At 71.7% G+C, this 20,347-nt stretch carries 22 protein-coding genes; 18 read left to right on the forward strand and 4 right to left on the reverse strand.

Going from position 1 to position 20,347, the window contains the following annotated elements; genetic code table 11:
- Nucleotides 1–66: 66 nt before the first annotated feature.
- The 11 genes from ABH926_RS16945 (at nt 67) to hypE (ending at nt 8,986) form a co-directional block, all read left to right on the forward strand.
- On the forward strand, nt 67–1,851 hold the full coding sequence (locus ABH926_RS16945) for a nickel-dependent hydrogenase large subunit (RefSeq protein ID WP_370366561.1): 1,785 nt from the start codon (nt 67–69) through the stop codon (nt 1,849–1,851).
- Nucleotides 1,848–2,432 (forward strand): hypothetical protein, encoded by a 585-nt coding sequence (locus ABH926_RS16950; protein ID WP_370366563.1) that lies wholly within the window; start codon nt 1,848–1,850, stop codon nt 2,430–2,432. Before ABH926_RS16945 ends, ABH926_RS16950 begins: the two co-directional genes overlap by 4 nt.
- Nucleotides 2,429–3,064: a DUF5947 family protein gene (locus tag ABH926_RS16955; RefSeq protein WP_370366565.1), complete on the forward strand. Its 636-nt coding sequence runs from the start codon at nt 2,429–2,431 to the stop codon at nt 3,062–3,064. The genes ABH926_RS16950 and ABH926_RS16955 overlap by 4 nt, the downstream gene beginning before the upstream one ends.
- Nucleotides 3,061–3,705, forward strand: a complete 645-nt coding sequence (locus ABH926_RS16960; RefSeq protein ID WP_370366567.1) for a DUF6084 family protein — start codon at nt 3,061–3,063, stop codon at nt 3,703–3,705. Before ABH926_RS16955 ends, ABH926_RS16960 begins: the two co-directional genes overlap by 4 nt.
- The gene (locus tag ABH926_RS16965; protein WP_370366569.1) at nt 3,702–5,162 is read left to right on the forward strand and encodes a hypothetical protein; all 1,461 of its coding nucleotides are present in this window, start codon (nt 3,702–3,704) and stop codon (nt 5,160–5,162) included. The genes ABH926_RS16960 and ABH926_RS16965 overlap by 4 nt, the downstream gene beginning before the upstream one ends.
- Entirely contained in the window at nt 5,159–5,671 is a 513-nt protein-coding gene (locus ABH926_RS16970) for a hydrogenase maturation protease (RefSeq protein ID WP_370366570.1), read from the forward strand. Before ABH926_RS16965 ends, ABH926_RS16970 begins: the two co-directional genes overlap by 4 nt.
- 124 nt (nt 5,672–5,795) lie before the next feature.
- On the forward strand, nt 5,796–6,197 hold the full coding sequence (locus tag ABH926_RS16975) for a hydrogenase maturation nickel metallochaperone HypA (protein ID WP_370366571.1): 402 nt from the start codon (nt 5,796–5,798) through the stop codon (nt 6,195–6,197).
- A 3-nt stretch (nt 6,198–6,200) separates the two neighbouring features.
- Nucleotides 6,201–6,476: a HypC/HybG/HupF family hydrogenase formation chaperone gene (locus ABH926_RS16980; RefSeq protein ID WP_370366572.1), complete on the forward strand. Its 276-nt coding sequence runs from the start codon at nt 6,201–6,203 to the stop codon at nt 6,474–6,476.
- Entirely contained in the window at nt 6,473–6,739 is a 267-nt protein-coding gene (locus ABH926_RS16985) for a HypC/HybG/HupF family hydrogenase formation chaperone (RefSeq protein ID WP_370366573.1), read from the forward strand. Before ABH926_RS16980 ends, ABH926_RS16985 begins: the two co-directional genes overlap by 4 nt.
- Nucleotides 6,740–6,755: 16 nt before the next feature.
- Nucleotides 6,756–7,880: a hydrogenase formation protein HypD gene (gene hypD, locus ABH926_RS16990; RefSeq protein ID WP_370366574.1), complete on the forward strand. Its 1,125-nt coding sequence runs from the start codon at nt 6,756–6,758 to the stop codon at nt 7,878–7,880.
- Between the two features lie 23 nt (nt 7,881–7,903).
- The gene (hypE, locus tag ABH926_RS16995) at nt 7,904–8,986 is read left to right on the forward strand and encodes a hydrogenase expression/formation protein HypE (RefSeq protein WP_370366575.1); all 1,083 of its coding nucleotides are present in this window, start codon (nt 7,904–7,906) and stop codon (nt 8,984–8,986) included.
- A 1,250-nt stretch (nt 8,987–10,236) separates the two neighbouring features.
- Here hypE and ABH926_RS17000 read toward each other — a convergent pair.
- Nucleotides 10,237–10,515 carry a hypothetical protein gene (locus ABH926_RS17000; RefSeq protein WP_370366576.1) on the reverse strand — a complete coding sequence of 93 codons (279 nt, stop codon included), beginning with the start codon at nt 10,513–10,515 and terminating at the stop codon, nt 10,237–10,239.
- A 56-nt stretch (nt 10,516–10,571) separates the two neighbouring features.
- On the opposite strand from ABH926_RS17000, the gene ABH926_RS17005 reads away from it, so the two are divergent.
- The 7 genes from ABH926_RS17005 (at nt 10,572) to ABH926_RS17035 (ending at nt 15,911) form a co-directional block, all read left to right on the forward strand.
- Nucleotides 10,572–10,715: a hypothetical protein gene (locus ABH926_RS17005; protein WP_370366577.1), complete on the forward strand. Its 144-nt coding sequence runs from the start codon at nt 10,572–10,574 to the stop codon at nt 10,713–10,715.
- Nucleotides 10,716–10,751: 36 nt separating this feature from the next.
- Complete coding sequence (locus ABH926_RS17010; protein WP_370366578.1) at nt 10,752–10,916, forward strand: hypothetical protein; 165 nt, start codon at nt 10,752–10,754, stop codon at nt 10,914–10,916.
- Nucleotides 10,917–11,093: 177 nt separating this feature from the next.
- Nucleotides 11,094–11,645 (forward strand): GNAT family N-acetyltransferase, encoded by a 552-nt coding sequence (locus ABH926_RS17015; protein ID WP_370366579.1) that lies wholly within the window; start codon nt 11,094–11,096, stop codon nt 11,643–11,645.
- Nucleotides 11,646–11,661: 16 nt separating this feature from the next.
- Entirely contained in the window at nt 11,662–11,853 is a 192-nt protein-coding gene (locus tag ABH926_RS17020) for a hypothetical protein (protein WP_370366580.1), read from the forward strand.
- Between the two features lie 25 nt (nt 11,854–11,878).
- Entirely contained in the window at nt 11,879–12,064 is a 186-nt protein-coding gene (locus ABH926_RS17025) for a hypothetical protein (protein WP_370366581.1), read from the forward strand.
- Nucleotides 12,061–13,374, forward strand: coding sequence for an alpha/beta hydrolase (locus ABH926_RS17030; protein WP_370366582.1), 1,314 nt, complete (start codon nt 12,061–12,063; stop codon nt 13,372–13,374). The genes ABH926_RS17025 and ABH926_RS17030 overlap by 4 nt, the downstream gene beginning before the upstream one ends.
- Nucleotides 13,371–15,911 carry a bifunctional lysylphosphatidylglycerol flippase/synthetase MprF gene (locus tag ABH926_RS17035; protein WP_370366583.1) on the forward strand — a complete coding sequence of 847 codons (2,541 nt, stop codon included), beginning with the start codon at nt 13,371–13,373 and terminating at the stop codon, nt 15,909–15,911. Before ABH926_RS17030 ends, ABH926_RS17035 begins: the two co-directional genes overlap by 4 nt.
- A 304-nt stretch (nt 15,912–16,215) precedes the next feature.
- Here the strand turns inward: ABH926_RS17035 and ABH926_RS17040 are convergent, their stop codons facing one another.
- From ABH926_RS17040 to ABH926_RS17050, 3 genes are read right to left on the reverse strand one after another with little or no spacing between them, the layout of a single operon-like run.
- Complete coding sequence (locus tag ABH926_RS17040) at nt 16,216–18,984, reverse strand: FtsX-like permease family protein (protein WP_370366585.1); 2,769 nt, start codon at nt 18,982–18,984, stop codon at nt 16,216–16,218.
- Nucleotides 18,981–19,715 carry an ABC transporter ATP-binding protein gene (locus ABH926_RS17045; RefSeq protein ID WP_370366586.1) on the reverse strand — a complete coding sequence of 245 codons (735 nt, stop codon included), beginning with the start codon at nt 19,713–19,715 and terminating at the stop codon, nt 18,981–18,983. Before ABH926_RS17045 ends, ABH926_RS17040 begins: the two co-directional genes overlap by 4 nt.
- Nucleotides 19,712–20,323, reverse strand: a complete 612-nt coding sequence (locus tag ABH926_RS17050) for a PadR family transcriptional regulator (RefSeq protein ID WP_370366727.1) — start codon at nt 20,321–20,323, stop codon at nt 19,712–19,714. Before ABH926_RS17050 ends, ABH926_RS17045 begins: the two co-directional genes overlap by 4 nt.
- Nucleotides 20,324–20,347: the final 24 nt, after the last annotated feature.

Raw genomic sequence — 20,347 nt, forward strand, 5'->3', positions numbered from 1 at the left:
CATCCCCTTCCGATCCCCGATCCCGACTCCGATCCCGACTCCCGACCACTCGATGGGACACGCCTGATGACCGCCACGACCAGCAAGGGCAGGAAAGCCTCCGGCGACGGCCTCGTGGAGATGGCCTGGGACCCGATCACCCGGATCGTGGGCAGCCTCGGCATCTACACGAAGATCGACTTCAAGAACGCGACCGTGGCCGAGTGCCACAGCACGTCCTCGATCTTCCGCGGCTACAGCCTGTTCATGAAGGGCAAGGACCCGCGCGACGCGCACTTCATCACCAGCCGCATCTGCGGCATCTGCGGCGACAACCACGCCACCTGCTCCTGCTACGCGCAGAACATGGCCTACGGCGTGAAGCCGCCGCACCTCGGCGAGTGGATCGTGAACCTCGGCGAGGCCGCGGAATACATGTTCGACCACAACATCTTCCAGGAGAACCTGGTCGGCGTGGACTACTGCGAGCGGATGGTCAAGGAGACCAACCCCTCGGTGCTGGCCAAGGCCGAGAACACCCCGGCGCCCGGCGCCGAGGCGCACGGCTACAAGACCATCGCCGACATCATGCGGGCCCTGAACCCGTTCAGCGGCGAGTTCTACCGCGAGGCGCTGCAGGTCAGCCGCTCCACGCGGGAGATGTTCTGCCTGATGGAGGGGCGCCACGTCCACCCCTCCACGCTGTACGCCGGCGGCGTCGGCACGGTGGCGACCGTCCAGTTGATGACCGACTACCTGTCCCGGCTGATGCGCTACGTGGAGTTCATGAAGAAGGTCGTGCCGATGCACGACGACCTGTTCGACTTCTTCTACGAGGCGCTGCCGGGCTATGAGAACGTCGGCCTGCGCCGCACCCTGCTGGGCTGCTGGGGCTCCTTCCAGGACCCCGAGTACTGCAACTTCGCCTACGCGGACATGAGCGACTGGGGCCGCAAGATGTTCGTCACCCCCGGCGTCGTGGTCGACGGCAAGCTCGTCACCAACGACCTGGTGGACATCAACCTCGGCATCCGCATCCTGCTGGGCAGCTCCTACTACGAGGACTGGAACGACCAGGAGACCTTCGTCAGCCACGACCCCCTGGGCAACCCGGTGGACCGCCGGCACCCCTGGAACCAGCACACCAACCCGCGCCCGGGCAAGCGCGACCTGGAGGACAAGTACAGCTGGGTGATGTCCCCGCGCTGGTACGACGGCAAGGACTACCTGGCCCTGGACACCGGCGGCGGCCCGCTGGCGCGCCTGTGGTCCACCGCGCTGTCCGGGCTCGTGGACACCGGGTACGTCAAGGCCACCGGCCACAGCGTGCAGATCGAGCTGCCCAAGACGGCACTCAAGCCCGCGGTGACCTTCGAGTGGAAGATCCCGAAGTGGAGCAACACCCTGGAGCGCAACCGCGCCCGGACCTACTTCCAGGCCTACGCCGCGGCCTGCGCGCTGCACTTCGCGGAGAAGGCGCTGGCCGAGATCCGCGCCGGACGCACCCAGACCTGGGAGAAGTTCGAGGTGCCCAACGAGGCGATCAGCTGCGGCTTCACCGAGGCCGTGCGCGGGGTGCTCTCGCACCACATGGTGATCCGCGACGGCAAGATCGCGAACTACCACCCGTACCCGCCGACGCCGTGGAACGCCAGCCCGCGCGACTCCTACGGGACGCCCGGGCCGTACGAGGACGCGGTCCAGGACCAGCCGCTGTTCGAGGAGAACAAGGGCGACGCGTTCAAGGGCATCGACGTGATGCGCACGGTGCGCAGCTTCGACCCGTGCCTGCCGTGCGGGGTGCACATGTACCTCGGCGGCGGCAAGACCGTGCAGAAGCTGCACACGCCGACGATGGCGACGCCCGAGTGATGGAGAACGCCGCCGCCACCGCATCCGCGGATACGGATGCGGACCGGCTCGTCGAGGTCGGCGAGCGGATCGAGCGGGTCCTCGAACAGGGGGACCCCGCTCGGCCGGTCGCCCGGGACGAGGCGCGGGACCTGCTGCGCCTCGTCACCGACCTCTACGGCGCCGGCCTCGAACGCCTCCTGGCGATCGCCGACGAGACCGGCGCCCTGGACGACGCCCTGCTGTCCCGCCTGGCCGCCGACCCGCTCGTCGGCAGCCTGCTGCTGGTCCACGGACTGCACCCGGACAGCGTCGAACAGCGGGTGGCCCGCGCCCTGGACGAGCTCCGGCCGCAGCTGGAGCGGCACGAGGTCGGGGTCGAGGCCGACGCGAGCCAGGGCGGCACGGTGCTCCTGCGCGTCACCGGGGCCGGCGGCTGCGCCTCGACCTCCGAGGCGCTCGTCGGCAGCATCCGAGCGGCGGTCGAGGACGCCGCGCCGGACGCGGTGGTGAAGGTCGAGACGGCGCGCGCCGCCGCGGAGACCTTCATCTCCCTGGACTCGCTGATGCCCGGCCTTACGAAGAAGCCGGTGCGCGCATGAGCCAACCGACAGCCGCGCCGGTCCAGAACACCGACGCCCTGGCCGCCCTGCGCAGGATCCGCGCGACCAGACCAAAGGCGCACCCCGAGGTCCCGACGGTCATCGAGCGCTGCGAACTGTGTGCCGTCCCGGTCCCGCCCGAGCACCGCCACGTCGTCAACCTCGACAGCCGCGCCCTTATGTGCGCCTGCCGCCCCTGCTCGCTGCTGTTCGAGCACCAGGGAGCCGAGCTGTCCTATCGCACCGTCCCCGACCGCCACCTCGCGCTCCCGCCGCTGCCCCGGCAGCAGTGGGACAGCCTCGAAGTCCCGGTCGGCCTGGCCTTCATCTTCCGCAACTCCCGGCAGGAGCGCACCGTCGTCTGCTATCCGGGCCCGGCCGGCGCCACCGAGGCCGACCTGCCCACCGACGCCTCCGAGGCGTTCGTCGAGGCCGTCCCGGACGTCGAGGCCGTCCTGGTCCGGGCGCGCGAGGACGGGTTCGACCGCTTCGTCGTCCCCATCGACGCCTGCTACGCCCTGGTCGGCCATCTGCGCGTGCTGTGGCGCGGCTTCGACGGCGGCTCCGAGGCCCATGCCCGGGTTGCGGAGTTCTTCGCCGACATCGAGCGCAAGGCGGTGCGACCGGCGTGAGCGAGCTCGCCTTCACCGTGCTGGACATCAGCCCGGAGCCGTACGCGGCCGCGCCGAACCTGGCCGCCCGCCTGCGGATCACCGAGGCCACCGGCGAGCGCGTCCACGCGATCGCGCTGCGCTGCCAGGTTCAGATCGAACCGCGCCGCCGTTCCTACAACGGCGAGGAGAAGACTGATCTCGCTGACCTGTTCGGCGCGCCGGCGCGCTGGGGCGAGACGCTGCGCCCGGTGGTGTGGACCCAGGCCTCGACGATGGTGCCCGGCTTCACCGGCTCGGTGGACGTCGACCTGCCGCTGCCGTGCACCTACGACTTCGAGGTCGCCGCCGCCAAGTACCTGCAGGCCCTGGCCGGCGACGACGTCCCGCTGACCCTGCTGTTCAGCGGCACGGTGTTCACCCGGGGCCTGGCCGGCTTCGGCGTGGAGCAGATCCCCTGGCACCTGGAGGCCTCGTACCGCATGCCGATCCGCGTCTGGCGCGAGCTGATGGACGCCCACTTCCCGAACACCGGATGGATCCGGCTGGACCGCGAGACGCTGCGCCGCCTGGGCCGCTACCGATCCGAGCGCGCGCTCACCGACTGGGGCCAGGTCTTCGACGCGCTGCTGCCGGCCGAGGAGTTGGAGGCTTCGCGATGACGTACGCCGATGTCGACGTCGCCGAACCGCGCGAGGAGGCGCGTCTGGCCGCCGCCCGCCGCGTGGCCGACGCGATCCTGTTCGAGGGCTACATCCTGTACCCGTACCGTGCCACCTCGGCGAAGAACCAGATGCGCTGGCAGTTCGGGATGCTCGGGCCGGACGGCGCCGCGCGGGCCGGGGTCGGCGAGGAGTCCGGGATGCGCGCGACGCTCCTGGTCCAGCCCGAGACCGACGCCGATGTCGGCGTGGATCTGAATCTCCGCTTCCTGCACCCGCAGTTCCGATCCGTCGAGCGGACAACCGGCGCCGGCTTCGAGCCGGCCGAGTCGCTGACCATCGCCGGCACGCACTGGATCCCCTGGCACGAGGCGGTGGTCTGCGAAGTCCCGCTGACCGGCATCACCTCCGACACCGTCATCCCCATCGAGATCGCCGGCTGCCAGGAGACCGAGCCCCTGCACGACGACGGCCGCCTGGCCGGACGCCTGGTCCGTACCCGCGAGCGCCTGCGCGGCCGGGTCAGCGTGTCCTGGCGGCGGTTGGACGCCGTCGCCGGCCGGCCCCTGCTGGCCGTCGACGTCGAAGTCACCAACCTCGGCCGCTGGGACCGGTCCGGCGCGGCCGACACCGCTCGCACCGCGGCGCGCGACCTGGCCGCCCGCACCTCCTTCGCCGGGGCCCATGTCGTGGCGCGCGCCGAGGGCGGACGCTTCCTGTCCCTCACCGACCCGCCCTCCTGGGCCTCGCAGGCCGCCGCGACCGGCGACCAGCACCGCTGCTGGCCGGTCCTGCTCGGCGACGAGGGAGGCCCGGACGATCTGGTCCTGGTCTCGCCGATCATCCTGTCCGACCGCCCCGCGGTCGCCCCGGAGAGCGCCGGCGACTTCTTCGACGCCACCGAGATCGACGAGATGCTCGCGCTGCGCGTGCGCACCCTGACCGACGACGAGAAGGCCCAGGCCCGCGGCACCGATCCGCGCGCCGCCGAGATCGTCGACCGCTGCGACACCATGACCGACGCGGTGCTCGCCGGGCTGCACGGCGTCGTGCGGGACTCGGCGGGCGGGAGCTGGGCCGACAAGATCTCCGCCGACAAGATCTCCGCCCACAAGATCTTCGACCAGCCGGACACCCCGGACATCTTCGCGACCTCCGACACCCCCTGGTGGGACCCCGAGGCCGACGCCTCCGTGGCCCCGGAGACCGACACCGTCGTGGTCGCCGGCGTCGCCGTCGGCAAGGGCAGCAAGGTGCGCCTGCACCCGCTGCGGCGCGCCGACGCCCAGGACATGTTCCTGGCCGGGCAGAGCGCGACCGTGGCCGCCGTCCTGCACGACGTCGACGACGGCGTCCACGTGGCCGTCACCCTCGACGACGACCCGGCCAACGACCTGCACGCCTGGTACGGCCGCTACCACTACTTCGCCCCCGAGGAACTGGAGCCGCTGCGATGAGCTCCGCGAACCCGCGTGTTCCGCGCGTCCTGGTCGCCGGCATCGGCAACGTCTTCCTCGGCGACGACGGCTTCGGCTCCGAGGTGGCCCGGCGCCTGGCCGCCGAGCCGCTGCCGGAGAACGTGACCGTGACCGACTACGGCATCCGCGGCATGCACCTGGCGTTCGACCTGCTCGACGGCTACGACGTGCTCCTGCTCGTCGACGCGCTGCCGCACGGCGCCGCGCCCGGGGACGTCACCGTCCTGGAGGTCGGCGAGGAGGACCTCGGCTCCGGCGAGTTCGACGCGCACGGCATGAGCCCGGTCGCGGTCCTGGGCTCGCTGGGCTCCCTCGGCGGCCGGCTGCCGCCGCGGACCTTCGTCGTCGGCTGCGAGCCGGCGGACGTCGGCGAGGGCATCGGCCTGTCCCCGGCGGTCGCGGCGGCCGTCCAGACCGCGCTTTCGGCCATCCGGGTGCTTATCCCCGGCGACCCGGTAGACCTCACCAGCATCGCGAAAGGTGTGTGACATGAAGGTATTCGGTGTTCTCAGCGCGACCGCCCTGACCGTGCTCGGCGTGGCGGCCTCGGTGCTGGCCGTGCGCTCGCTGCCCGACCTGGCGCGTTACCTGAAGATCAGGAGCATGTGACAGATGCACGAGATCGGATACTGCGCCGGGGTCCTGGAGGCCGTGGAGCGCCGTGCCGCCGGCCGGCCCGTGGCCCGGATCGGGGTCCTGGTCGGGGCCCTGCACCGGATCTCGCCGGCCGCGTTCGAGCAGTCGTTCCAGCTGGTTGCCGACGGCGGCGTGGCGGCCGGCGCGAGCACCGAGGTGGCGATCGCCCCGGTGCGGGCCAGCTGCACCGCGTGCCCGGCCGCGTTCGAGAGCACGGAGGCGACGCCCGCGTGCCCGGACTGCCACAGCACGGAGGTGGCCACCGAGGGCGGCGACGAGCTGGTGCTGCAGTGGGTGCAGTACACCGGCGAGCAGGACGGCGCCGCCGCGCGCGAGCACGCCGCCCCGGTGTCGGTCGCCGTGCGAGAGGACCACTGAGCCGTGTGCCTGGCGATCCCCGGACAGGTCGCGGAGCTGGTCCCCGACACCGATGAGCAGCTGGCCGTGATCGACGTGGTCGGCGTCAAACGCAAGATCAACATCGGCCTGCTGGAGCGCGGCACGCTGGCGCCGGGGGACTGGGTGCTGATCCACGTCGGCTTCGCCATGTCCAAGGTCGACGAGAAGGAGGCGGCCGAGGCGCTGGCGGTGCTGGAGATGATGGGCCAGGCCTTCGACGAGGAGCTGCAGGCCGTCGCCGAATCGGATCCGGTGTGAACGGCGGGCCCGACGCCGCGCCGCCGGGGTTCGGGGCCTGCTCCGGCGACGCCGACGGCGAGTGCCTGACGTGCGGCGACATCGCCGTCCCGCTGACCGTGGTCGCGCTCGCCGGCGACGGCGCCGACGCGCGCTGCCGCGACGCCGCCGGGCGGACCGAGACCGTCGCCGTGGAGCTGGTCGGGCCGGTCGCCGTGGGGGACCGGCTCCTGGTGCACGCCGGCGTCGCGATCGAGACGCTGCCGCCCGCCACGGAAGCCTAGGAAACAGGAGCCTGCGATGCGCTTTGTCGACGAATACCGCGACCCGGAGCTGGCCCGCGTGCTGTCGGCGCAGATCGCCGCGCTGGCCGAGCCCGGGCGGCACTACAAGTTCATGGAGGTCTGCGGCGGCCACACGCACGCGATCTACCGCTACGGCGTGCACGACCTGCTGCCGGAGAACATCGAACTCGTGCACGGCCCGGGCTGCCCGGTGTGCGTGATCCCGATGGGCCGCGTCGACGACGGCATCGCCCTGGCCGAGCAGCCCGGCGTGATCCTGACCTGCTTCGGCGACATGATGCGGGTGCCCGGCGGGCGCGGCTCGTTCCTGGAGGCCAACGCCCGCGGCACCGACATCCGCATGGTGTACTCGCCGCTGGACGCGCTGCGCATCGCCCGGGAGAACCCGGACCGGCAGGTCGTCTTCTACGCCATCGGCTTCGAGACCACCGCGCCCTCGACCGCGCTGACCGTCCTGCGCGCCGAGCAGGAGGGCATCGAGAACTTCTCGGTGATGTGCAGCCACGTCACGATCATCCCGGCGATCAAGGCCATCCTGGACTCCCCGGACCTGCGCCTGGATGCCTTCATCGGGCCCGGCCACGTCTCCACGGTCATCGGCTGCCGGCCGTACGAGTTCATCGCGCGCGAGCACGGCAAGCCGGTGGTCTGCGCGGGCTTCGAGCCGCTGGACGTGCTGCAGTCCGTCCACATGATCATGAAGCAGCTCGCCGAGGGCCGCAGCGAGGTGGAGAACCAGTACGGCCGCGTGGTCCGCTGGGACGGTAACGAGCTGGCACTGAAGTCGCTGAGCAGGGTCTTCGAACTGCGGCCGTTCTTCGAATGGCGCGGCCTGGGATCCATCCCGCAGTCGGCGCTGCGCTTCACCGAGGCCTACGCACGCTTCGATGCCGAACAACGCTACGCCCTGCCCGGGGTCCGCGTCGCCGACCCGAAGGCGTGCCAGTGTGGCGAGGTGCTCAAGGGGGTGCTGAAGCCGTGGGAGTGCAAGGTGTTCGGCACCGCCTGCACCCCCGAGACGCCGATCGGCACCTGCATGGTCTCCTCCGAAGGGGCCTGCGCCGCCTACTACAACTTCGGCCAGTACTCGCGGCAGCGCCTCGACCTGCAAGTGCTCTGAAGCGTTCTGAGAAGGAGAACCAGATGCCGAAGGTCCTCACCGAGGAAGAAGTCGGCGCCCGCATCGAGGAGATGCGCCGCCGCCCCCAGCGCTTCCGCGACGACCGCATCACCATGGCCCACGGCGCCGGCGGCAAGGCGAGCCGCGCTCTGGTCGAGGGCCTGGTGGTGCCGCTGCTGGGCGAGCAGGCCCCGACGGCCCTGGGCGACGCGGCCGAGCTGAAGGCGGACGGCACCGCGTTGGCGTTCACCACCGACTCCTTCGTGGTCCGCCCCCTGACCTTCCCCGGCGGCACCATCGGCGAGCTGGCCGTCAACGGCACCGTCAACGACCTCGCGGTCAGCGGCGCACGCCCCCTGGCCCTGTCCCTGGCGATGATCCTGGAGGAGGGCCTGCCGGCCGCCGTCCTGGAGGAGCAGGTGCGGGCCATCGCCGACGCCGCCGCGGCGGCCGGCGTCGCGGTCGCCACCGGCGACACCAAGGTCGTCGAGCGCGGCAAATGCGACGGCATGTACCTGACCACGGCGGGCATCGGCATCCAACGCCCCGACGCGACCCTGGGCCCCGACCGCGTCCGCCCCGGCGACAAGGTCCTGGTCTCCGGCGCCATCGGCGACCACGGCGTGGCCATCATGCTGGCCCGCGGCGGCCTGGACCTGGAAGCCCAGGTCCGCAGCGACACCCGCAGCCTGTGGCCGGTGGCCGCCGCCCTGCTCGACGCCTGCGGCCCGGCCGCGCACTGCCTGCGCGACGCCACCCGCGGCGGCGTGGCCACCGTCCTCAACGAGATCGCCACCGCCTCCGAGGTCGGCGTCCTGATCGCCGAGGACCGCCTCCCGATCCGCCCCGAGGTCACCGGAGCCTGCGAGATCCTCGGCATCGACCCCCTCTACGTGGCCAACGAAGGCAAACTCGTCGCCTTCGTAGCCCCCGAAGCCGCCGACGCCGCCCTGGAGGCCATGCGCCGCACCGAAGCCGGCGCCGACGCCGCCCTGATCGGCGAGGTGCGCGCCGAGCCCCCGGGGCGGGTGCTCGGGCGGACGGGGTTCGGCGGCCATCGGATTATCGATGTGCTGGTGGGGGATCCTTTGCCGCGGATCTGCTGAGGCGGTGGGGTGGGGTGGAGGTGATGGGGGTCCTGGTTTGCGCTGGTGGTGCGGTTCGCTGTCGGCTGCTGATTGGCTGTGGGTTTTAGAAGCTTTTTACGGCTTCGCGCAGGGTGTTGATGGTTCGGGGTTTGGTGGTGGCGGGCTGGTGTGTCGGGCGCCGGCTGCGGTGTTCACGGTCCCGGGGCTGGGTCAGGATCCTTCGGTTCCGGCTGGGTAGACGGCAGGTCTAGAGCAGACAAGAGCAAGAGCATGGTGAAGGGCCGGTGCCTCCGGCGGGCCTCGGCTTCCCTCGGGGAACTGGCGCGGCTTCCGCGGGTGGCCGGGTCGGGGCTTGGCGGCGGCGGTTTGTGGGGTGGTGGCGGTTTGTTCCCCTCGGTCGCGTCGTCAGCCCCAAGGGGTACAGCGCCGAACCCCGGGAGTAAAGTCCGCGCGCTGCGGTGTGCGTGTTGAGCTGCGGTTTCGTACAGCGCGAACTTGACTCCCGAGAACCGGCACTGTAGGACAAGCCCTGCCGACGCGACCGAGGGGAACAAACCGAAAACCAGGCAGGGGTTTGACGGGATCGGGGCGACGAGAGTGCGAGTTGGCGGGATCGGCTGCCTGCGGGGATGCCTTTCGCACTTGCAGCTGAGAGCCCCCGGCATGCTCTGGTCTGATCTTCATGGATGTGAAGAACCGGCCATCAGCAGGCCGGTTCTTCACATCCATGGGCTCAGATGCCCACTGCGGCAGCTGTGATCTGGGGCTTCACCGCTGAAGATTACTTACACCACGCCAGTGGACATAACCGGCGCCGGCAGCAGGCGCACCACATCGGGTGTCGGCGAGGTGAAGATGCATCGGCCCCTGATTCGGCGGCCCAACCACTCTCAACTGCTGCCAGGCCAGGCCGCCGCCGCGCCGACCGGTCCGCCCTCCAAGCTCAGGCCCGGCTTCTCTCTCGGCCGCAACCACCCCACAAACCGCCGCCGCCAAGCCCCGACCCGGCCACCCGCGGAAGCCGCGCCAGTTCCCCGAGGGAAGCCGAGGCCCGCCGGAGGCACCGGCCCTTCACCATGCTCTTGCTCTTGTCTGCTCTAGACCTGCCGTCTACCCAGCCGGAACCGAAGGATCCTGACCCAGCCCCGGGACCGTGAACACCGTAACCGGCGCCCGGCCCACCAGCCTGCCACCACCGAACCCCGAACCATCAACACCCTGCGCGAAGCCGTAAAAAGGCTTCTAAAAACCACAAACGAACCGCCACCCTAAAAGGCGGGCCCCAGCTCCTCCACCCGATACCCGTCCGGATAGCTCGGCGCCGTGCCCAGCGTGAGATACGGCTCGGTGCGTGGCGCCTTCCACGCCTCGGCCGTGGCGCGCACCCGAAGCAGCCCACCGACCAGCACCCGCACCGGCAGCGCCGGTTTCGGCGCGCCGACGGCCGTCCGCAGCGTCGGCGGCAGCAGTGTGTCGGCGACCGGGCCGGCCAGGCCCTTGAGCCGGTCGGGCAGGCGGCCGGCGAACAGGCCGCGGGTGGCGGTCATCAGTGCCTCGGCGGCGGCGGTGTACGCGAAGTGTTCGGCCTCGTAGGTGTCCGGGGATGTCGGTGACGTGCATCAGCTCGCCGAGCCGCCGGTGGAACTCCACGGTCGCGGTGCGCTCGTGGCAGCACAGCGGACGCCAGCCGGTGCGCGCGATCCAGCGCGTCGGCACGACCACGAACGTCGCCAGCACGTACCGGTAGTCCTCGTCGGCGATCGCGAAACGGCGGTGGATCTGGTTGAGGCGCTTGACCGCCGCCCGGCCCCGTTCGGACTCCAGGCCGTTGGTGATCAGCTCGTACATCAGCAGCCCGGTGTCGTCGGCGCGCTTGCGCGTCCGCTCGGTCATCTCCCCGGTCGAGTACAGCAGCTCGGCGATCGCCGGGATGCCGAACGTCGAGTAGAACGCCAGGTTCAGGCCGAGCATGGTCTCCCAGCCGAATTCGTACTGCGCGACCGTGCGATAGATCTCTTCGTGGTCTGCGACCGGATCCAGGGTGCGGATGTGCTTCAGGCGGGCCAGTTCGCGGTTGCGCATGGGCTCGGATCGTACTGGCCCGCGGCACCCTAGGCTGTGCGTCATGACCGAACGCCGGACCGAACTCCACACCGAGCGGCTGATCGTGCGCCGCTGGAAGGATTCCGACCTTGAACCCTGGGCCGCGATGAACGCCGACCCCCAAGTCCGCGAGCACCTCGGGGAGGTGATGACCCGCGAGCAGAGCGATGCCTCGGTGGCCCGTTTCCTGGAGGAGTACGACGCGCGCGGCTACGGCTGGCTGGCCGTCGAGGTCCGCGAGACCGGCGCCTTCATCGGCTTCGCGGGCCTGGACGAGGTCGACGAGGAGATGCCCTTCACCGGTGTGGAGATCGGCTGGCGCCTGGCCCGCGACGCGTGGGGGCACGGCTACGCCACCGAGGCGGCGCGCGCCGTCCTCGCCTTCGCCTTCGACACCCTCGGCCTGCCCGAGGTCCTGGCGCTCACGACGGCCGCCAACACCCGCTCCCAGTCGGTGATGAAGCGCCTGGGCATGACTTACGACCCGGCCGACGACTTCGAGGACCCGACCGTCCCGGAGGGGCCGCTGCGTGCCGGTGTCGTGTACCGGATCAAGGCCGGCGCCACCGCGTAGTCGTGGCACTCAGCGGATGCGCCCCGAGGGCGACAACACGATCGAGTTCCGCAAGCAGAAGTCCGAGGCGCTGCAGCAGACCACCACGCCGTCGTTGGAGGCGGTGGTCGACGCCGTGAACGCCTGGGCACGCGGCGAGGTCGCATGGCGCGGGGGCTTCGCCTGGCAGGAGGTCGCCGAGGTTCCTCCCGGCGCCGAAGCAACCTGAACCAGGCCTTAGGCATCTCCTTTACATGCCACCCAACGACGCCGACGACACGAAGCCGACAAGTCGGACATGCAAGGCTCCGACTGCCGCCTTCACCGCACAGGCGCCGATGCTGGCGGATGAGCCGGATGAGCCGGATGAGCCGGACGAGCCGGATGAGCCGGACGAGCCGGATGAGCCGGATGAGCCGGACGAGTCGGCCGCCCCGTGAAAAACCCCCTCGACTGGTCCCTCCTCAGCGGCCCCATCCCCGTCCTCCTCCTGCTCGCCACCGTCGCCGCCTTCGCCTTCCTCCTCGCCGACCGCAGCCGCGCCTGGTGGACCTGGCGCGCCCCGACCGCCCTGGCCGTCGGCGCCGTGCTCACCGCCGTGCTCGGCGTCGTCGTCGACCGGTGGTGGCGGCCGTTCCCGGAGGGCCTGCCCACCGAGGTCCTTCTGTGGCTGGGAGTGGCGATCCTCGGCCTGGCCGTCGCGGCCCTGCGCGTGCCGTCCCTGTCCTGGCGGCGGCGCGCCGTGGCGCTGGTCTGCGCGGTGGTCGTGGGCCTGACCGGGCTGAACCAGGTCAACCGCTACTTCCAGAGTTACCTGACCACCCGGGCGCTGCTCGGGCCCTGGCTCGACGCCGGCACTTCGTTCCACGCCGCCGCCGGGCGGCCGGCCGCCGAGGTCGTCGCCGCGCCGCCGGGCCGGATGCTCGCCGAGGTGTGGACGCCGCCGGCGCGGCTGCCCGCCTCCGGCACCGTGTCCGAGGTCACCATCCCCGGCAGGGTCTCGCACTTCAACGCCCGCAAGGCCTGGGTCTACCTGCCGCCGGCCTACCAGGCCACGCCGCGGCCGCAGCTGCCCGTGCTGGTCCTGCTCGCCGGGCAGCCGGGCTCGCCCCGGGACTGGATCGACGCCGGCGGGGTGCACAAGATCCTCGACGCGTACGCCGCCGCGCACCACGGCTTGGCGCCGGTCACGATCATGCCGGACGCGACCGGGTCCACCATCGGCAACACGCTCTGCATGGACTCCAAGCTCGGCAACGCCGAGACCTACCTGACCACCGACCTCGAAGCCTGGGTCACCGCCAACCTCCAGGTCACCCCGCCCCAGCGCGGCTGGACCATCGGCGGCTTCTCCTTCGGCGGCACCTGCGCCGTCCAGCTGGCCGTGCGCGCCCCGCAGCTCTACCGCACCTTCCTGGACCTGTCCGGGCAGCGCGAACCGACCCTCGGCAACCACAAGGACACCGTGAAGAAGGCCTTCAACGGCGACGAGGGCGCCTTCGCCCGCGCCAACCCCGTCGCCATCCTCACCAAGCAGCGGTTCCCCGAGCTCGCCGGCCGCATCGTCGGCGGGACCACGGACAAGGAGTTCACACCCCAGCTCACCATCGTCTACTGGGCCTGCCGCCACGCCGGCGTCGACGTCCGGATGAACGAGGTCCCCGGGGGCCACAGCTGGCAGGTCTGGCGCACCGGCTTCACCCAGCAGCTGCCCTGGATCGCCGAGCGCAACGGTCTGGCCCGCCAATGAGCGCCGAATACGCCCAGCCCGGCCGGCCGGGCCTGCCGGGCCTGCTCGGCGCCGTGCCGCTGCGCGTCGGCCGGGTCGCCGGCCGCGCCCCGCTCACCGCGGCGCTCGCCGCGCTGCTCGTCGTGGTCGCGCTGGTCGCGGGCAGTGCCGGCGGCGACGCCGACGACGCCCTGGACGGCCGGATCGGCACCGGCACCTCGGCCCTGGCCGCCGGCAAGTGGTGGACGCCCCTGACCTACGGCCTGTGGAGCGTCGGCCCCACCGCCCTGATCGCCACGCTCCTGCTCGCGATCGCCGTCCTGGCCCCGGCCGAGCGCCGCCTGGGCGCCCCGGCGACCCTCGGCCTGTTCGTGCTCTGCCAAGCCGGCGGCGCGCTGCTCGGCGCCGCCGTGATCGAGCTCGGCGCCGGCACCGGCGACGTGTGGCTGGCCTCGGACCGCGGCGACGCGGCCACCGGCGCCAGCGTCGGCGTCGTCGGCGTGGGCCTGGCGCTCAGCGCGCGCCTGTCGCCGCTGTGGCGCCGCAGGCTCCGGCTCCTGTTCGGCTTCGGCGTCCTGCTGTTCATGCTCTACGACGGCACCGCCCAGGACGTCCTGCGCTTCTGCGGCGCGACCGTCGGCTTCGCCACCGGCGTGCTCCTGTGGGGCCGCAAGCGCCCGCGCCGGGAGCGTGTCGTGTCCCACGCCGAGAGCCGCGTCCTGGTCGCGATCGCCGTCGGCACCTCGGCCCTGGGACCGCTGATCGCGTTCCTGACCAGGGCGCCATACGGTCCGCTGTCGCTGTATTCGGACCTGTTCGTGGGAAGCGGTCCCGGCGTCGAGGACCTGCGCAGCAGCTGCAGCGGCGTGGCCGACATGTCCGGCGACTGCCTTCAGGTGCGCTCGGAGTACCTGCTCGCCGGCAGTCCCGCGGTGTTGATGCTCTTCGTGCCGGCGATCCTGCTGCTGATAGTCGCCGAAGGGCTGCGCCGGGGACGCCGCCCGGCCTTCCTGTCCGCCGTCCTGATCGAGGCCGGAGCCGCGCTGGTCACCTGGCGGTACGCGGTGCAGGTGCTGTCGTCCCTGGACCCCTCGGACCCGGGCTACGCCGACGCCCACAGGTTCGTCATCCAGTACTCGATCGCCCTGGTGGCCATACCGTTGCTGGTCATCGCGCTGCTCCTGGCCAAGCGGCGCCACTTCGAGCTGCGCGTTCCGCGCAGAACGGTGCTGAAGGTGTCGGCGGCCGTGGCGGCAGCCTTCGTCGCCCTCGGCGCGGCCTACGTTCAGTTCGGCTACGCCGTGCGCGACGAGTTCACGCCGGTCCCCGGCATCGGCGGTCTGGCCGCCGACTTCGTCAAACGGCTGGTCCCGCCGGTCTACCTCGGCATCCTGGACGCGCCGTCAGCCCACTTCCTTCCCCAGGGCGGCGCCGCGAGGATGCTGTACGTCTGGGCCGGTCCGGTGTTCTGGGCCGTGACGCTCAGCGGCCTGCTCCTGGCCTTCTGGCGGTCCCCGACGCGCCACCCCACGGCCTCGGAAGCCGAGGCGCGCGCACTGCTGACGACGTACGGCGGATCGACCCTCTCCTACATGACGACCTGGCCCGGCCACGAGTACTGGATCACGCAGGACGGCCGGGCCGCCGTCGCCTACCGGGTGATCGGCAAAGTCGCGCTCACCACCGGCGACCCCTTCGGCGACCCGCAGGCCCGCGACGCCGTGCCGGGGGAGTTCGCAGAGTATTGCGACCAGCAGGGGTGGACGCCGTGCTTCTACAGCGTCACGTCCGAGACCCTGGACGCCGCCGCCCGGCTGGGATGGAGCGGCATCCAGGTGGCCGAGGACACCGTGCTCGCCCTGCCCGGTCTGGCCTTCACCGGCAAGAAGTGGCAGGACGTCCGGACCGCCCTGAACAAGGCGGGCAAGGAGGGGATCACGGCCTCGTGGGTCTCCTTCCCGGACGCGCCGCAGGCCCTGCGCAAGCAGGTGCGCGACCTGTCCCAGGAGTGGGTCGCCGGCAAGGGGCTGCCGGAGATGGGGTTCACCCTCGGCGGCCTGGACGAATTGGACGATCCGCACGTGCGCTGCCTGGTCGCCGTCGACGGCGAAGGCCGGCTGCACGGCGTCACGAGCTGGCTGCCGTGCTACCACGACGGCGAACCGGTCGGCTGGACGCTGGACTTCATGCGGCGCAGCTCGGAGGGCTTCCGGGGGGTGATGGAGTTCCTGATCGCCACGGCGGCCCTGCGGTTCCAGGACGAGGGCGCGGAGTTCGTGAGCCTGTCCGGCGCCCCGCTGGCCCGCACCGGAGGCGGCCCACAACCCGACGGCCTGCAACGGCTGCTGGACGGAGTCGGGCGGGTCCTGGAGCCGGTGTACGGGTTCCGCTCCCTGCTGGCGTTCAAAGCGAAGTTCCAGCCGCAGTACCGGCCGCTGTACATCGCCTATCCCGACCCGGTCGCGCTGCCCGCGATCACGAACGCGATAGGGCGGGCCTACCTGCCGCGCACGACGCCGGGCCAGATGCTGCGGCTGAGCAGGCGCCTGCTGGGCTGAGGGCGCGGGCGGGCGTGCCAGGTGCCCGGACTGGCCGGACGCCGGTTCGCCCGAGGCGCAGAAGGGCCAAGGCGGGATCGTCGGCGTTCAGGACGGCGTGCTGAGCGACCCGTTCGCCGGCGGAACCTTCTGCGACGCCGCCGCCAAGACCGCCGGGAAGTGCGGCGAATAGCGATGCCCCCGGCAGACTGAGCTGCCAGGGGCTTCCTGAGCTGCCAGGGGCTTCGCCTCGCCGCCGGTACGGAGCGGCCGTACTCGGATGTGCGGCGGCCGCCGCCTGGCGTTCAGCAGCCGCCGCCCCACCTCACCCGCGCCGCCGCCGCATCTCGATCCGCGACCGCGTGAACCCGGCGGCCCCGACCGCCGCCAGCACCGGCAGCGCCACGACCACCGCGCCGAGGTACAGCCAGGGCGGCGCGAACTGCGTCTGCTGCGCGTTCAGCGTGTTGTTCGGATTCGCCGCGATCTGCTGGGCGCCGGCCTCGATGATCCCGATCGCCGGCAGCAGCCCGAACGCCACGCCCAGCACCGCCCCCAGCCCCGCGGTGACCGCGGCCTGCGAGCCGGCCAGCAGCCGCCGGACCCGGGGGCGCGCGCCGATCGCGGCCAGCGTCTCCAGGTCGGCCTGGGCGTCGGTGATGGCCAGACCGGTGGCCACCGCCGCCGCGCCAAGCATCACCACCCCGGCCACCGCCGCGAGGGCGAGCAGGCCCACCCACGTCTGGCTCTGGTAGCCGCGCTCGACGTAGAACCGCTGCTGGATTCCCGCCGCCCCGACGAGGTTGTCGGCGTGTTGCTCCTCCTGAGAGGTCGGCATGCGCGTGGTGTCGAACAGCAGGGCCATCGGCGTGAACGTGACCCCGAGCTTGCTCAACGTGCCCGGCGCCACCACGACCGACACGTCCCAGCGCGGGCTGTCCACGAACGCCGCGGGCAGCGTGGTTTTCGCGGTGGGCCCGGGGCACGTCTGCTGCTGTTGGCAGCTCGCGTTGACGGCGATCTCGACGGTCGGCTTCGGCCCGCTGTCGGCCAGGTCGTACTTGTCGAAGACGACCGCGCCGCCCGCCGCCAGCGTCGCCTCGGCAGCCGGATCCGTACGGTCCAGCAGTACTCGCAGCAGCTCGGGGCCGCCTGACACCACCCGTGCGGCACCTGTATCGAACTGCTCCGACCCGCCGTGCGAGCTACAGCGCGGATCCTTGGCTATCGCCGCACCGTTCAGATTCTCCGGGCACATGTTCTCCGGTGTGCGGACCACGTCCGGTGTCGCGGGCTGCGTCTGGCCGTCCCCGTAGCCGACGCCCTGCAGGATCGCGGCCTGCCTGGTCGGCAGCACCGTGCTGATCTGCCCGAGCAGACGGTCGGCCGCCGCCGGGGTGACGCTGGTCGCGCCGCCGTCGAGCGAGGCCACGGCCTGCCCCGCGCGCAGCTGGCTGGTGTAGTAGTGCCGCTGCTGCGCGTCGTCGGAGTTGATGACCATGGCCACCGTCGTGGCCCCGGCCACGGCGGCCATGATCGCGGCCACCGCCGGTGCGGTGCGGCCGCGGTTGCGGGCGCCGTCGCGCAGCGCCAGCCGGCCGGTCAGCGGGAGCAGCCGGGCCAGTCTGCCCGACCACGCCACCAGCACCGGCGTGCAGGCCACCAGGCCCAGCTCGGCCAGGAACACCCCGGCCGCGACGATGACCGCGTTGCCGTGGTGCCACGCCCCGAACAGGATTAGGGCCGTGCCCAGCAGCGCGCCGACCAGCCCGATCAGCGGCAGCTTCCACGGTGGGGCCGACTGTCCGCGCCGTCCGGTCAGCGCGACCAGGACGTCCTGGCGCGCGGTCGCGATGGCCGGGGCCACCGCCGCCGCCAGCCCGGTGAGGACGCCGACCGCCGCCGCGGCCAGCAGCTCCAGCGGCTTGAGCCGGAACCCGCCCAGCGCCTGCTGCGAGTAGTGCCCGAACCACGGCAGGACCGCCGCCGCGCCCGCGATGCCGGCCACCGTGCCGATCACGCCGCCGGCCGCGCCGAGGACCACGCCGTCGGCGAGCACGATCCGGCGCAGCCGCCGGCTGTCCGCGCCGGCCGCGCCGAGCAGGCCGAAGTCCCGGCGTCTGCGGCGCGCGCTCACGGCGAACGCCGGCCCGGCCAGCAGCACCACTTCCAGCAACACGATGGACAACGCGATCACGAGCACGGCCAGCGTCGACTTGTCACTGCCGCCGCTGAATCCGCCGTCGGGAAAGGCCGTGTAGTACGGGACCTGCGACCGGGGCGGCGGATCGGCCAGAAGCAGTTTGGAGGTCACGAGGAAGCCCTGCGCGTTCAGACGCTTTGTCAGATCCCAGCCGACGCCGCCGGACACCGCGATGGGGAAGGCCGTCTGGCCGGAGGACTTCTGCGAGGCCAGCACCCCGGGCTGGGCGAAAACGATGGTGTCGTAGGGATTCTGCCTGCTGTTGTATATCCCGGTCACGCGCATGGGCTTCGGCTGCGGGATCGTGCCGCTGTCGGACTCGGAGGGACGGACGGCGACGGTGTCGCCGACCCCCTTGTGCAGCTGCCCGGCCAGCGCGCTGCTCAGCGCGATCTCGTCGGCGGAGGCCGGCGCGGCGCCGGCGACCCGGTCGACGGTGCCGGCCAGCTTCGGATCAGCGAGGTCGGCGTCCTCCAGCTGCCCCCACGCCCGGCCCGAGTCGTTGACGATCTGCACCTGCGATCCGTACAGCGACTCCGGCCGGCCGACGTGCGACCCGGCGGGCAGTAGCGCGGCCAGATCGGCCACGCTCGCCGGCCCCGTGCGCAGCGGCGGCGGGGTGTTCCCGGACGCGTCCTGTACCGGTCCGGACCTGTTCGAATCAGGGGTCTGGTACGTTGCGATGCCGACGTCGGTGACGAGGGCGTCGTAGCTGCCCATCTGCCAGACGGCCTTTTGTTCGGCCGTGATCTGCGAGCTGTGCCACAGTGTGTCGGCTGCTGAGGCGCCGGCGACCGGTAGTGCGAGCATCGCCACCACCAGGGCTGAGCGTTTCTTGTTTCGCCACGCCTCCCGGCGGGCCACCCGCAGTGCCAGTCCCCAGCTGCTCATGCCTGGGCCTCGCCGCCGACCAGCAGGTCCTCAGGACGCTGCGATGGTGCGGATTCGTCGACGATGAGGCCGTCGCGGATGAACACGATGCGGTCGGCCCAGGCGGCGTGTCGGGCCTCGTGGGTGACCAGGACGCCGGCGGCGCCTTCGTCGCAGCGTTTGCGCAGTAGGCGCAGCACCGCCTCGCCGGTCTCGGTGTCCAACGCGCCGGTGGGTTCATCGGTGAGGATCAGGCGCCGCTGTCCGATCAGCGCCCTGGCGATGGCCACCCGCTGCTGTTGGCCACCGGACATCTCGTCGGGGAACCGGTCCGCCTCGGCCTGTAGCCCCACTTCCCCCAGTGCGGTAAGGGCTTCCTGTCGTGCTTTGCGGGCTGGGATGCCGTCCAGTTCCCGGGGCAGGGCCACGTTTTCGGCGGCGGTCAGCGCTGGAATCAGGTTGTAGTCCTGGAAGACGTAGCCGACCGAGCGCCGCCGGATCGCGGCGAGCTGTGCCTTGGACTGGGAGGCCAGCGGTGTCTGCTCGACCAGTATGTCGCCGCTGGAGGGGGTGTCCAGGCCGCCGGCCAGTGACAGCAGTGTGGACTTGCCTGAGCCGGACGGGCCCATCACCGCCACCAGTTCCCCGGCCTGCACGGTCAGGTCCACACCGCGTAGCGCGTGTACCTCGGCGGGGCCTTTGCCGTGGGTCCGGGTGACCTTGCGTAGTTCCAGAATCGCTGTGCTGCTCATGTGGTTTTCCCCTCCTTGGTGGCATTAGCCGGTGCGCTGTCGCCGCGCCCGGCCCCGGTGCCGGTCTGATCTGCGGGCCCGGTGGCCCGGCCCTGCTGTGCGTGTCGCAGCACCCGGGCCTGGACGTGGTCCAGCCACCGGATCTCGGCTTCGCACTGGAAGATCATCGATTCCAGCACCAGCGCGGCGGCCAGTTCCCCGGCATCCAGCCGCGCCTTGACCCGCGTGTAGTCCTGCAACGCCGCCAGCGCGTGCTTGCGCTGACCGTGCACGATCGCGGCCACGTCGACCCCGGCCACCGTGACCGCCAGCGCCAGCTTCACCGCCAGCTCGTCCCGGGGCCGCTCGGCCCGCGTCACCGGCCGTGCGAACCAGGCGAACAGCTCGGCCCGGCCGGCCACGGTGATGCGGTAGAAGACGTGGTTCGCGGCGTCCTGCCCGGCAGGCTCGACCAGACCGTCGCGCTCCAGACGGTTCAAGGTCGTGTACACCTGCCCGATGTTCAACGGCCAGGTCGCCCCGGTGCGCTCCTCGAACTCGGCACGCAGCTGGTATCCGTAGCGGTCGCCGCCGGCCAGGACGGCCAGCAGGGAGTGTTTGACGGACACGACATCACGTCCGTACATACTCGG

It is taken from the genome of Catenulispora sp. GP43, assembly GCF_041260665.1.
In the GTDB taxonomy this organism is placed as follows: Bacteria; Actinomycetota; Actinomycetes; order Streptomycetales; family Catenulisporaceae; genus Catenulispora.